Source organism: Sporosarcina sp. G11-34 (assembly GCF_026931025.1).
On record NZ_JAHNZW010000002.1, the window covers coordinates 202521 to 214838 of the forward strand.

General features: G+C 40.5%; 15 protein-coding genes. 10 read left to right on the forward strand and 5 right to left on the reverse strand.

The genetic code is table 11. The annotated features are described in order from the left end of the window. The first annotated feature begins 7 nt into the window (after nt 1-7). The 6 genes from cobO (at nt 8) to KSU66_RS03065 (ending at nt 5697) form a co-directional block, all read left to right on the forward strand. Nucleotides 8-559, forward strand: coding sequence for a cob(I)yrinic acid a,c-diamide adenosyltransferase (gene cobO / locus KSU66_RS03040; protein WP_269049942.1), 552 nt, complete (start codon nt 8-10; stop codon nt 557-559). A 252-nt stretch (nt 560-811) separates the two neighbouring features. Then, on the forward strand, nt 812-1303 hold the full coding sequence (gene ybaK / locus KSU66_RS03045) for a Cys-tRNA(Pro) deacylase (protein ID WP_269049943.1): 492 nt from the start codon (nt 812-814) through the stop codon (nt 1301-1303). A 97-nt stretch (nt 1304-1400) separates the two neighbouring features. Continuing rightward, nucleotides 1401-2063: a YczE/YyaS/YitT family protein gene (locus KSU66_RS03050; RefSeq protein WP_269049944.1), complete on the forward strand. Its 663-nt coding sequence runs from the start codon at nt 1401-1403 to the stop codon at nt 2061-2063. Between the two features lie 77 nt (nt 2064-2140). Next, entirely contained in the window at nt 2141-3205 is a 1065-nt protein-coding gene (locus KSU66_RS03055; protein WP_269049945.1) for a hypothetical protein, read from the forward strand. A 75-nt stretch (nt 3206-3280) separates the two neighbouring features. Continuing rightward, the gene (locus KSU66_RS03060; protein ID WP_443028929.1) at nt 3281-4477 is read left to right on the forward strand and encodes a glycine C-acetyltransferase; all 1197 of its coding nucleotides are present in this window, start codon (nt 3281-3283) and stop codon (nt 4475-4477) included. A gap of 275 nt (nt 4478-4752) precedes the next feature. After that, on the forward strand, nt 4753-5697 hold the full coding sequence (locus KSU66_RS03065) for an L-threonine 3-dehydrogenase (RefSeq protein ID WP_269049947.1): 945 nt from the start codon (nt 4753-4755) through the stop codon (nt 5695-5697). A gap of 320 nt (nt 5698-6017) precedes the next feature. Here KSU66_RS03065 and KSU66_RS03070 read toward each other — a convergent pair whose 3' ends face one another. The 5 genes from KSU66_RS03070 to KSU66_RS03090 all read right to left on the reverse strand — a co-directional run bounded on the left by KSU66_RS03070 (nt 6018) and on the right by KSU66_RS03090 (nt 9967). Next, nucleotides 6018-7370 (reverse strand): YjiH family protein, encoded by a 1353-nt coding sequence (locus tag KSU66_RS03070; RefSeq protein ID WP_269049948.1) that lies wholly within the window; start codon nt 7368-7370, stop codon nt 6018-6020. A 156-nt stretch (nt 7371-7526) separates the two neighbouring features. Beyond that, entirely contained in the window at nt 7527-8210 is a 684-nt protein-coding gene (gene bshB2 / locus KSU66_RS03075) for a bacillithiol biosynthesis deacetylase BshB2 (protein ID WP_269049949.1), read from the reverse strand. Between the two features lie 13 nt (nt 8211-8223). Next, nucleotides 8224-8574 carry a YojF family protein gene (locus KSU66_RS03080; protein ID WP_269049950.1) on the reverse strand — a complete coding sequence of 117 codons (351 nt, stop codon included), beginning with the start codon at nt 8572-8574 and terminating at the stop codon, nt 8224-8226. Between the two features lie 233 nt (nt 8575-8807). Then, nucleotides 8808-9641, reverse strand: coding sequence for a bifunctional hydroxymethylpyrimidine kinase/phosphomethylpyrimidine kinase (gene thiD / locus KSU66_RS03085; RefSeq protein WP_269049951.1), 834 nt, complete (start codon nt 9639-9641; stop codon nt 8808-8810). Between the two features lie 59 nt (nt 9642-9700). Continuing rightward, on the reverse strand, nt 9701-9967 hold the full coding sequence (locus tag KSU66_RS03090) for a hypothetical protein (protein ID WP_269049952.1): 267 nt from the start codon (nt 9965-9967) through the stop codon (nt 9701-9703). 113 nt (nt 9968-10080) lie between these two features. Here KSU66_RS03090 and KSU66_RS03095 point away from each other — a divergent pair, with 113 nt between their 5' ends. The 4 genes from KSU66_RS03095 to KSU66_RS03110 all read left to right on the forward strand — a co-directional run bounded on the left by KSU66_RS03095 (nt 10081) and on the right by KSU66_RS03110 (nt 12284). Next, nucleotides 10081-10833 carry a DUF4230 domain-containing protein gene (locus KSU66_RS03095; RefSeq protein WP_269049953.1) on the forward strand — a complete coding sequence of 251 codons (753 nt, stop codon included), beginning with the start codon at nt 10081-10083 and terminating at the stop codon, nt 10831-10833. A 6-nt stretch (nt 10834-10839) separates the two neighbouring features. Then, nucleotides 10840-11523: a uracil-DNA glycosylase gene (locus tag KSU66_RS03100; RefSeq protein WP_269049954.1), complete on the forward strand. Its 684-nt coding sequence runs from the start codon at nt 10840-10842 to the stop codon at nt 11521-11523. A gap of 39 nt (nt 11524-11562) precedes the next feature. Beyond that, complete coding sequence (locus KSU66_RS03105; protein WP_269049955.1) at nt 11563-11826, forward strand: YwdI family protein; 264 nt, start codon at nt 11563-11565, stop codon at nt 11824-11826. A 77-nt stretch (nt 11827-11903) separates the two neighbouring features. Continuing rightward, nucleotides 11904-12284: a DUF423 domain-containing protein gene (locus tag KSU66_RS03110; protein WP_269050163.1), complete on the forward strand. Its 381-nt coding sequence runs from the start codon at nt 11904-11906 to the stop codon at nt 12282-12284. The last annotated feature ends 34 nt before the right edge of the window (nt 12285-12318 follow it).

Below are 12318 nucleotides of genomic sequence, written 5' to 3' on the forward strand. Positions count from 1 at the left end.
AAAAGTAATGACAGAAGCGAAAGAAAGAAAAAAAGGACTTACACTTGTTTACACCGGACACGGGAAAGGAAAAACAACGGCGGCATTAGGGCTTGCTCTTCGTAGTACAGGAAGAGGGATGAAGGTTAAGATTTTCCAATTCATTAAATCGCCAGAACGATCTTATGGGGAACAGATTGCATTTAAAAAACTAGGTGTCGAAATGGAGCAATTGGGCATTGGATTTACTTGGTTAAAAACGCCTGAAGAGCACCGGGCAGCACTTAAAAAAGCATGGCCAATCGCAAGAGATGCTGTCATGAGCGGTGACTATGATGTGGTTATTTTAGACGAATTGAATAATGCGTTAGCTCTTGATAAGTTTCCAATCAATGATGTGCTTCCTTTAGATGAAGTACTTGAGATGATCAAAAATAGACCAGCCCACGTCCACCTCGTAATTACTGGAAGAGACGCCCAACCGGAAATTAAAGAAATCGCTGATCTTGTTTCAGTCGTCGAAGCCGAAAAACATTATTATGATGAAGGCGTAAAAGCAGTAAAAGGAATTGAATTTTAACTAGCAAAAATTAAGATCCTTCGGTAAAAAAGGTTAGATACCCTATAATGGATGGAATCCTTTATAGGGTATTCCTATTATAATAAGCGTGTATAATTATACTTCTTCTGAAATCGAAAGGGCTTCGGCAATCAATGAAGCAGCAAGGATTTGAAATTGCTATGCCTAGTTTTTATAAAGTTGTATAATAAGTGTAAGACCGCCGGAGTATAATGGCGGTCTTTCTTATATATATAAGGGAGTGCTAATTGGATGGCCAAGTCGAGTAAGAAAGTGAAGACGAATGCTGTACGAATTTTAGACCGTGAGAAGATTTCATATGAACTAATGGAATACGACGTGAATGATGGTCTATTGGACGGGATATCCGTCGCAGAAAAGACAGGGCAATCTGTTAGGATTGTATTTAAAACATTGGTCACAAAAGCAAATGCTACGAGTTTGTTCGTTTTTCTAGTTCCCGTAGCTCTTGAGCTCGACTTGAAAAAGGCGGCACAAGCAGTTGGAGTGAAAAAGCTCGATATGCTGCCATTAAGTGATTTGACGAAAGAAACAGGGTATGTCCGCGGAGGTTGTTCAGCGGTAGGGATGAAAAAGAACTATCCAACGGTAATTGACAAATCCGCTGAACAATTGGAAGAAATGATTGTCAGTGCGGGAAAACCAGGATTGCAAATGAAATTAGCGCCGTCTATGCTTGCCCAAGTTACAGGAGCTACATTTCAAAATATTGTGAATAGTTAACAACGTTTGTCGGAGACCTCGGACATGTTATAATGGATAAGATACACATTCATGCGATGCATGAATGTTTTTTATTTGCTTGGAAAGAAGGATTAGTGTGAGAAAAATAATGTTAGTAAGATGGGCGTTTTTCATCGGCGGTATGATGATTCTGTCTCTTGGTATATCGATGACAATTAAAGGGCAAAGATTAGGAATTGGACCGTGGGACGTACTTCATGTTGGCTTGTATGAGAACTTTGGATTGACGATTGGCACATGGGGGATTATAACAGGGTTTATCATTATTATTTCGACTGCTGTGGTACTTAAAAAATTACCCCAAATTGGTACATGGATTAATATGATTTTAATTGGCTTGTTTATTGATATGTTTAACTGGTTGCTTCCTGAATTTCATTCGCTTGAAGGGCAAGTAACCATCTTTATATTAGGCATTGTCGTTGTGGGATATGGTATTGGGTTGTATGTGTCACCAAATATGGGTGCCGGTCCACGAGATGGCTTGATGCTCTTAATGGTAGACAAATTGGGAATTAGTTTGAAGATGTCGCGGACACTTATGGAAGTGGGAGTCGCTTGCCTGGGGTGGTTGCTTGGTGGACCCGTTGGCGTTGGTACAGTACTTATCGCGCTTCTTATGGGGCAGTTTGTACACTATACACTCCCGCTAAGTCGCAAACTGTTATTGAAGATAATTGGTGAGGCGGATCAAGAAGTTTTATTTGAAATGAATCTAGTTGAAAAAGTAGAAATGTAGAAAAGCATGTGCCTAGGCCGTGCTTTTTTTCGTTGTTCACGCATACGATAATCGTATGTACAGAAAGGATGAGCACTATGTATGGAACCGTAACAGAATACATGGGGACGGCATATACTGGGCGCGGGGTAATTCATAAGTATGACGAACTCATCGCATCTGCATCGAAAACAATCTATTTAAAATGCCCGCCAACAAATGCAATTTCTGATTTGTTAAATGAGACCGGGGCGCACTTTATTAAACGAGGATTTGATATTGATCGTTTTATGAGCCCGATACATCCAGATCGGACAGACGCGGTATTCGTGAAAGGCCCCGACATTTTTTTCGTCCAGGCATCTCATCCAGTAGCACTTGAACCTGCGGATATTGGAGGGAAACATCGGGTCGTTAGTTTCTATGATATTTACGATGAAATTACATTGCGGGAGCAAAATGGTGTTATCGTAGCCAAATTGGAAGAAGCAGAAAAGTCGCTTGCAAAGGCATTAAAATCACTAGCAGAGGCGTTGACGATTCACGATGAATGGGAAGTCGTGAATATCAATCGAATGAAGTGGAATTTACATGAAAAACAGATTGCTTCATTGAAAAACGAACTGTTTGGAATGACTTCTTTAAATAAAAACTCAACCATTTCCCACCGACTAATTGGTTCTTTAACGTCAAGCGGGGCGCGTGATTTTATCGCCTCGATTACGAAACGTATCGAACGCCGTATTCTCATAAAAGGATTACCTGGAACAGGAAAGTCGACGCTTATGAAAGCGCTCGGAAAAGAAGCTGAAGAGCGGGGCTTTGATGTTCTTTATGGTTGGTGTGGTCTAGATCCCCAAGGGGTGGACCTCATTCAAATTCCGGAGTTATCAGTTTGTTTAATCGATGCAACAAAACCGCATGTCTATGATCCGGAAAGACCGGGCGATGAAATATTGGACCTTGTAAAAATGTGTGCAGAATCTGAAGAAGCTGAATTGAAGATAAGTGAAGTTAGTAACCGGTATGCAGAAAAAATGTTGGACGCCACCGGATATATGCAGGCCTTTTCCCAAGCAAATAACAGTATGAAAATTGCAATGGATTCAGCAATTCATCGAAAAACCTTCGACAAAAAATCGGGACTTCTTTTGGATATATAGCAACAAAATGGTGCATCATTCTACAGACAGATGGGCAGTGTGTTAATATAGAAAAAGAAACTGTCTGAGAGGAAGATGACCTTGTCAAAAAAACTAGATGCTTTTTTAAATGAAAACTTAAAGGAACTACGAGACCACGGTCTTTATAATGAAATCGATCCTGTTGAAGGACCAAATGGCGCGATGATTACAATTCATGGAAAACAATTGATTAACTTATCATCCAATAACTATTTAGGCCTTGCAACAGATGAAGGTTTGAAAGAGCTTGCGAAAAACGCAATCGATAAGTATGGAGTCGGCGCGGGTGCTGTTCGAACGATTAACGGAACACTCGACCTTCATATTGAATTGGAAAAAAAGCTTGCTGAATTTAAAGGCACAGAAGCCGCTATTTCATATCAGTCTGGATTTAATTGTAATATGGCAGCGATTTCAGCTGTTATGAATAAAAAAGACGCAATTCTTTCTGACGAATTAAACCATGCATCAATCATTGACGGATGTCGTCTGTCGGGTGCAAAAGTGATTCGTGTAAATCACCAAGATATGGATGATCTACGTGCGAAAGCAAAAGAAGCGACGGAGTCTGGTTTGTACGAAAAAGTAATGTACATTACAGATGGCGTTTTCTCAATGGATGGTAATATCGCGAATTTACCTGCTATTGTAGAAATCGCAAAAGAATTTGACTTAATCACTTATGTCGATGATGCACATGGTTCAGGTGTTACAGGAAAAGGAAAAGGAACTGTGAAGCATTTTGGTCTTGAAAAAGAAATCGATATGCAAATGGGTACATTATCAAAAGCAGTTGGTGTGGTCGGTGGATATGTTGCCGGGAAACAGAATTTGATTGACTGGTTGAAAGTTCGTTCCCGTCCGTTTTTATTCTCAACGGCTGTGACGCCAGCGGATGTTGCTGCGACGATGGGTGCTTTGCAAAACATAATGGATTCAACAGAGTTGCATGATAAGTTATGGGAAAATGGGGATTACTTGAAAGCTGGACTGAAAAGTCTTGGTTTTGATATTGGTGCTTCTGAAACACCAATTACACCATGTATTATTGGTGAAGAAAAGTTATCTCAACAATTTTCAAAACGTCTAATGGAAGAAGGCGTTTACGCAAAAGCGATTGTTTTCCCGACGGTTGCAAAAGGAAAAGGGCGTGTTCGTAATATGCCAACAGCGGCACATACGAAAGAAATGCTCGACGAGGCACTTGCTGTTTACGAAAAAGTAGGTAAAGAACTTAATATAATTTCATAAGGAAATCGAATCCCTGGATGGCATTACGCTATTCGGGGATTTTTTAATGGGATTCTTTATTTCAACACATATAGTAGATCGCTCCAATATTGGGTAGACTTCTTTAACCCCATTCAGTGGAAATACCATGTTTTATTTATTCTTTTATTTTTGTTGTCTTTTAGAGGAGAACACTTTACAATGAATTAAAGGCGTCAATTAAGTATAATGAAAAATAAAAAAACTTAGTGTTCTCTCCATAAATACATATGTGTTAAAAATAGGAGGAGTATAAAATGAAGAAAATTATTGTAACTGGAGCCCTTGGACAAATAGGTTCTGAACTAATTACAAAGCTTCGGTCTGAATATGGCGTTAATAATGTTCTTGCGACAGATATTCGTGCGGGGGATACAGCATCGGAAGGGCCATTTGAAGTTTTAGATGTAACCGATGCAAATCGAATGCACAAGCTAGCAAAAGACTTTGGTGCAGATACGATGATGCATATGGCGGCTTTGTTATCTGCTAAAGCAGAAGATGAGCCATTATTTGCATGGAATTTAAATATGGGCGGACTTATGAATGCGCTTGAAATTGCCCGCGAGCTTAAGTTGCAATTTTTCACACCCAGTTCAATTGGCGCATTTGGCCCATCGACACCGAAAAAAAATACACCGCAAGACACATTGCAACGCCCAACAACGATGTACGGTGTAAACAAAGTTGCGGGTGAATTATTATGTGATTATTATTATCATAAGTTTGGACTCGATACACGCGGAGTTCGTTTCCCAGGACTTGTCTCGTATGTTTCAAAGCCTGGTGGCGGAACGACGGATTATGCGGTTGACATTTATTACAAAGCGCTTGAAGAAGGAAAATACACTTCTTATATTGCTGAAGGAACGTATATGGATATGATGTATATGCCAGATGCGTTGCAAGCAATTGTGGACTTACTGGAGGCAGATCCGGCGAAACTTGTTCACCGAAATGCGTTCAACGTAACCGCAATGAGTTTTGAGCCTTCTGAAATTGCAGCATCCATTAAGAAGCATATCCCGACATTTGAAATGGCATATGATGTAGATCCGGTCCGTCAAGCAATCGCCGAAAGCTGGCCTGACTCCATTGACCCATCGGCCGCAATAAATGAATGGGGATTTAAATCATCCTATGACTTGGACAAAATGACTATCGACATGTTGGAAAAACTAAAAACGAAACTGAATGTGTAATTTAACAAATCAAAAAGACCTCGCAAATATAGAGGTCACTGAAAAAGTGCACTTAAATTAGAGTTCTTCCATAGGATGCTGTTGATTTCCGCTTCAGGCGGACGCTTTCCGCGGGCGGTCCGGGAGCCTCCTCGTCGCTTCGCTCCTGTGGGGTCTCACCTGGCCGCGCTTTTCCCGCTGGAGTCGCCGCCTTCCGCTTCAATCAACGAAACTTGCTGAAAATCTAAATAGAAAAGTAAGATATAAAACATCGCATTTTTCGATTAAATCGAGAAATGCGATGTTTTATTGTATAATATGCGAGGTCTTTCGATGCTTATTTAAAATAAGAGATGTGCAACTCCAGCAATAATTGGTAATGAAATAAGTGTACGCAATAAGAAAATAACGACTAGATCCAAAAATTTTACAGGGATTTTGGAACCTAGAAGAAGTCCGCCCGTTTCAGCCATGAAAATAAGCTGTGTTACGGAAACAGTTGCTACAACGAATAACGTCAAATCTGATGTAATTAGACCGTCTGCTAGTATGACGGGTAGGAACATATCTGTGAACCCAACAACCATAAGTTGTGCCGCATCAGCGGCCTCTGGAATGTTAAGAAGAGACAGAATCGGTACAAATGGAATACCTAAAATTGTGAAAACACTTGTATACTCTGCAAGGATCAAAGCGATTGTTCCGAAAGCCATAACGACCGGAATCACACCAACCCACATATCAAGAACGTTTTTTAATCCTTCTGTAATGGTTTTTAAGAATGAGCGATTTGTATCCGCTTTTGTTAATGCATTTTCAAGTCCGTGTGAAAATGTACTATATCCTTCGGGCAATTTCTCTTCATCGCCCGTAGAAGGCGCTCCGTTGATGTATTCCTCTTTTTTTCCTACAAGAGGATAAATCCGCGGCATGATAAAGGCAAGGATTAGTCCAGTTAAAATAACGGTTCCGTAAAACGGTAAGAAGTATGCACCTAGGCCAACTTCTTCAATAATAACAATCGAAAATGTAATGGATACAACAGAAAAGGTCGTTCCGATAATGGCGGCTTCCTTTTTCGTGTAAAAACCTTCTTCATACTGTTTACTTGTAAGTAAGACACCAATCGTTCCATCGCCAATCCACGAAGTAAGCGCATCAATCGAAGACCGACCCGGTATTTTGAATAAAGGCCGCATTACTTTTACCATCATCGTGCCAAAAAACTCAAGTAATCCGAAATTCAAAAGAAGTGGCAAAAGGATTCCCGCGAACAGGAATATTGTAAACAGAAAAGTAACAAGACCATCTTCACTTAGTAGAAGTCCACCCGTATTTTCACTCCAAATTGCTTCAGGACCAACTTGAAACAAAGTAAGTACTGCCAGGACCGCTCCGATAATCCGAACGACTGTCCAAAAAAACGATACTTTAAATAAATTAATGAAAAACGACGGCTTAAGTGAAGCCTTTGGAATCGCTAAAAAAACAATGGAACCAAATGCTGCAATAATAAGGGTGATCATAGCAACCCACGGCATAATGGAAGCAACCGTCCCTGACAATATATCTGCTAAGATAGCAATTGGAACTTTCCAATCACCATTGTATTTCATAGGTATCATGAACAAAGCAATACCGAGAATGGATGGAACGAGGAATAATACCCATGTAGAAAATGTAAATTTTTTCAATTTATGATGCTCCTTTGTATAACTGTTTAACTTAGTGAATAATTATACATCTTATACTCAAATAATATCCTTGTAAATAGCTTGTGTTATATTCCATTTTTTCAATCTATTTAATGAAATGGAAAGCCCGTAGCTACAAGGGCTACAGGCGGTTTTTCATTCAAAGTCTTTGTCCCAGTTATACGTATAGAAGCGTTCGGTGTTCAGCCATTTATGGGCTTCTGGATCATTTGCTGCCAACTTCGCTTCCATTTCTTTCATCATCCAAACAGTTTGAGAAGCATGTGCATTCAGTGTGGCAATTTTTTGTTTTGCGACGTCTTGCACATTATGAATTACATCTGGTTCACCTAATACTTCAACCGTATTATTCGCAAATGCGAGTGTATAAAGTGTAGGGCGCTTGCTTTCAGCCATTCTTCTTACTGCACGGACGACCGCCCGAGCCGAAGCATCATGGTCTGGATGAACAGCAAGTCCAGGGTAAAATGAAATGACAAGGGAAGGATTCGTTTCCTCAATTAAATCTGAAACGAGTTTCACCATTTTTTCATCGTCTTCAAATTCAATCGTTTTGTCGCGTAATCCCATCATTCGTAAATCATCGAGCCCCATCGCTTCACACGCTTTGAGGAGTTCAGCTTTTCGAATTTGTGGTAATGTCTCTCGGTTTGCGAAAGGTGGGTTTCCAAGGTTCCGACCCATTTCACCGAGTGTTAAACATGCATATGTAACGGGTACTCCCATATTTCTATATGTCGAAATTGTACCGGATACACCGAATGCTTCGTCATCCGGGTGGGGGAATATGACAAGTACATGGCGTTCTTTTTTTATCATTAAAATTTCCTCCTTAATATGTAAACGGTGTTTCACTAATTTCGAGTGAGACAGCAAGCTTTCCTTCAGGATCAAGTCCCGCCATTAGTAAACGTCCGTGTTCGTCAAGCAAAGCATGCGTAATCCCTTGCGCGTAAATCCATCCGGAAGGTAGTTTGAGGCCGACGCGGTGAGGGGAATTACCAGCCACTTTACCCAATTCGAATTTCACAACAACGTTTCGAATAAATGCGCCTGCATTGAAAAAACCTTCTTTAAAATGACCTGCATAAGAACCATTCGTCGTTTCAAGATGGATATATACATCTTTATGTGCGAAGGTATTGATTAATTTTTGTAACTTTTCAGGCTGTACGATTTCCATAGATAATCCTCCTTCAAACGTGAATAACGTTTGTCTTTAGTATATAGAGTATCCGATTTGATTACGATTACATTGCTTACATAAAAGCGTAAGTGGTTTGGTCAGTGGAAAGCGTCCGCTTGGAACGGAAATCAACGGCTTGGTAAAGCGATCATCATTGGACTCTTTCAAGTTAGAAAATTTAATTCAATATATAGAAAAACGACTAGGAATTCCCTAGTCGCTTTACAATGTCACACTTCAGTTAATGTAATTTCTGGTGCGTCGAATCGGTTTTTTGCACCGTGCATAACAGGTCCGACGAACTCATTTAATTTCCAACCATGTGCAATGGCTGCCGAAACGAACCTTTTCGCTTCAATTACGGCATCTTTAACAGCCAAGCCGTTTGCAAGATTCGCTGTAATGGCTGCTGCGAATGTGCATCCTGCGCCGTGGTTATAATTCGTATCCGTTTTTTCGGCTTCAAGAAGTGTAAACGTCTTGCCATCGTAAAACAGATCTGCTGCTTTATCATGTACCAACTGTTTGCCGCCTTTAATGACAACGTTGCGTGCACCTAATGCGTGAATTTTTTCAGCGACTGCTTTCATATCTTCAACAGTTTTCGGTGTTTTCATCCCCGCAAGTTGTCCAGCTTCGAACAAGTTTGGTGTAACGATTTCTGCTTTAGGCAACAAATAATTTACCATTGCCCCGACATTACCGGGATTTAGAACTTCATCTTCGCCTTTACAAACCATAACTGGATCGATAACTACATGATCTAGCCCTGATTCAGCGATTGCATTTCCGGCTGTTTCAATGACTTCTTCTGTACTCAACATACCCGTTTTAATGGCGTCGACTCCAGTCGATAATGCTGTTTTAATTTGCGCTTTCAACACATCGATAGGAAGAGAATATACATTATGGCTCCAATTGTTGTCTGGGTCCATTGTTACAATAACTGTAAGTGCTGTCATTCCATATGTTCCGTGTTCTTGGAACGTTTTCAAGTCCGCGGCAATTCCAGCGCCCCCGGATGTATCTGATCCTGCTATCGTTAAAGTCTTTTTCAAAGTCATTTTGAACGTCTCCTTTAGTGGAATAAACTCTTAATTCATCTTATCAAACTAATCTAAAATTACAAACTTGGCATATCATCAGTTGTTAGGATTTTGTAGACACAGTACATTAGAAATAAAGTGATAACCCCTGTAATCATTGCTGCGATAAAGGATTTTATAACAATGAACGTTACAGCAAGAGCTGCAAGAACGAGAATACCAATTCCAAAAAAGAGTAAAAAAATAACGAGTCCAATTCTTTTGGATGACTCGGGTACATATGAGCCTTGTTTTGCGGCTTCCTTCACTTTTCTCATCTTTCCTTGCAAATGCATATCAGCCATTGGACACGCCCCTTATACAATCGTATCACGTCTTTCTTGTTGTTCATACTGGAAGTTTCGTATAATGTTAGGCGTATACGAGTTGAACGGCTTATGAAGAAAAGAGGGGCGATATGGCGGATAAGAAAAAAGTGGACGAAATCGAACGACTTTTAAAAGAGTTGAAGGCTGGCGAAGCGGAAACTGCGGTAACAGTAGAAGAAACTACTGATCAGCCATCTAGTTTTTGGCGCGTGGGGAAAATCCTCTTTTCATTGTGGAAAAAGACATTTATAGCAATTCTAATCGCTATGTTGTTTCTATTTGTTGTATTGCCTGTCGGTGCATTTTATTATTTAAAACAAGGAAGTACATTTACAGAACAAAAAAGTGCTTTCCTTGAACAAATTCAAGACTTAAACGAGCTGGCTACTGCCGAGGCTTATACAAAAGTCATTATCGAACGCCAAGATAATACGTTATTTGGGCAAAGCATTGGGTTAAACGTTCCCGGTACAAAACGCCAACTTTTAGTCGTTATCCCGGGATCGGTAAAAGCAGGTGTCGATTTATCGGGTTTGACTGAAAAAGATGTCATTGTAGATGATGACAAGAAAACGGCTAAGCTTATATTGTCACCTGCGAAGTTTTTAGGGGGCGCGGAAGTTTATTTTGATCAAGTCGAAGTGTACTCATACGAAGGAATTTTTCGTGAATCGGCTAATATTGAAGAAGCATACGAGCTCGCCGCGGAGGCCAAGGAACTTATATTAGAAGAAACAACTGGGCAAGGTGTCTTAGTCATGGCTGAAAAGAACGCAGAGAAGACGTTGCGTGAAATGTTTTCGTTTGCTGGATACGATGTGACAATCGAATTTAAGGACTGATAAACTATGGAGAGAAAGTTTTTTGGGAATGACTGGGATAGAATTCTTAAGGACGAATTTAATAAACCTTATTATATGAAACTTCATGCATTTTTAAAGAAAGAATATGCAGAAGAAATTGTTTATCCGCAGATGGATGATTTGTGGACTGCTTTTAAGGAAACCCCGTATAGTGATGTATCGGTTGTTATATTGGGACAGGATCCTTATCATGGACCAGGACAAGCGCACGGATTAAGTTTTTCGGTGAAACCGGGCGTGAAGATTCCACCGAGTTTGCGTAATATCTTTAAGGAGTTAAGCACGGATATTGGTTGTGCCGTTCCGGAAGATGGTACGTTAACGGGGTGGGCGAAACAAGGTGTGCTACTGTTAAATACAGTGCTAACAGTAAGGGAAGGACAAGCCCATTCGCATCGCGGACAAGGTTGGGAAACATTTACGGACGAAGTGATTCGGAAGTTATCGGACCGGGAAAAACCGATTGTATTTATCTTATGGGGACGTCCAGCGCAGGAAAAGAGGACATTAATCGATTTATCGCGGCACGCAGTTGTCGAATCTTTCCACCCAAGTCCTCTTAGCGCAAGCCGTGGATTTTTTGGAAGTCGACCTTTTTCGAAAACGAACGCGGTATTGGAGTCATGGGATGAATCACTAATTGATTGGTGTAGAAACGTGGTAAAATAGTAGTGATGAAATGTTAATGATTGAAGGAGTTGGGAAACGGTGATTCCATATAATCGTATTATTTTAGAAATGGAGCGTCAGTTGTCTGTCGCTCGAAGTGCAACTGATGAACGGAAGATGCGTGAAGCATTGTCAGCTGTCAGGTCGCTCTGTGAAGTCGCACTAAGCGGGGAAGAGAAGCGGGAAGAAAATACTTTTCCGGAGATGCTTCATACAAATCCAGTTGTTCAGTCATTCACTTCATTGGATGCGAAGCCACTTGAAGAAAAAGACGCAAATGGCGGCTCGATTTTCGACTTTTGATTTAGTTCAACTTCATTCAACGGAGGTTGAAATATCCACAATACAACTATTATTTTATTAAGAAAGCAGGAAATGACATGCCGTTTTTTATTATCGCAGGTGCAGTAAACGCCGCGATTGCTGTAATGCTCGGTGCATTCGGTGCACATGCATTGAAAGAAAAACTATCTGAAAAGTATTTAGCTATATGGGAAACTGCCGTTCAGTATCAAATGTTCCACGCAATCGGTTTAATTGCCATTGGAATATTAATGAGTCCATCACTTCTCGGACCAATTACTCAATTAAACTGGGCGGGTTATTTACTTCTCGCGGGAATCATCATTTTCTCCGGAAGCTTGTATGTCCTTAGCCTTACGGGCATTGGAGTGCTTGGTGCAATTACGCCAATTGGCGGCGTTGCATTCATCATTGGTTGGATACTGCTCATCGTGGCAGCTACTAAATTTACAAATTAAAAAATCTTCCGCAAGCCGTAATTGGCAGGCGGAA

Coding starts and splice junctions, on each gene's coding strand:
- thiD (WP_269049951.1), bottom strand. CDS start 9,641: ATGACTTTGAAAAAGACTTTAACGATAGCAGGATCAGATACATCCGGG.
- KSU66_RS03060 (WP_443028929.1), top strand. CDS start 3,281: ATGACCTTGTCAAAAAAACTAGATGCTTTTTTAAATGAAAACTTAAAG.
- KSU66_RS03065 (WP_269049947.1), top strand. CDS start 4,753: ATGAAGAAAATTATTGTAACTGGAGCCCTTGGACAAATAGGTTCTGAA.
- KSU66_RS03095 (WP_269049953.1), top strand. CDS start 10,081: ATGGCGGATAAGAAAAAAGTGGACGAAATCGAACGACTTTTAAAAGAG.
- KSU66_RS03110 (WP_269050163.1), top strand. CDS start 11,904: ATGCCGTTTTTTATTATCGCAGGTGCAGTAAACGCCGCGATTGCTGTA.
- KSU66_RS03055 (WP_269049945.1), top strand. CDS start 2,141: ATGTATGGAACCGTAACAGAATACATGGGGACGGCATATACTGGGCGC.
- KSU66_RS03090 (WP_269049952.1), bottom strand. CDS start 9,967: ATGGCTGATATGCATTTGCAAGGAAAGATGAGAAAAGTGAAGGAAGCC.
- cobO (WP_269049942.1), top strand. CDS start 8: ATGACAGAAGCGAAAGAAAGAAAAAAAGGACTTACACTTGTTTACACC.
- ybaK (WP_269049943.1), top strand. CDS start 812: ATGGCCAAGTCGAGTAAGAAAGTGAAGACGAATGCTGTACGAATTTTA.
- bshB2 (WP_269049949.1), bottom strand. CDS start 8,210: ATGATAAAAAAAGAACGCCATGTACTTGTCATATTCCCCCACCCGGAT.
- KSU66_RS03100 (WP_269049954.1), top strand. CDS start 10,840: ATGGAGAGAAAGTTTTTTGGGAATGACTGGGATAGAATTCTTAAGGAC.
- KSU66_RS03080 (WP_269049950.1), bottom strand. CDS start 8,574: ATGGAAATCGTACAGCCTGAAAAGTTACAAAAATTAATCAATACCTTC.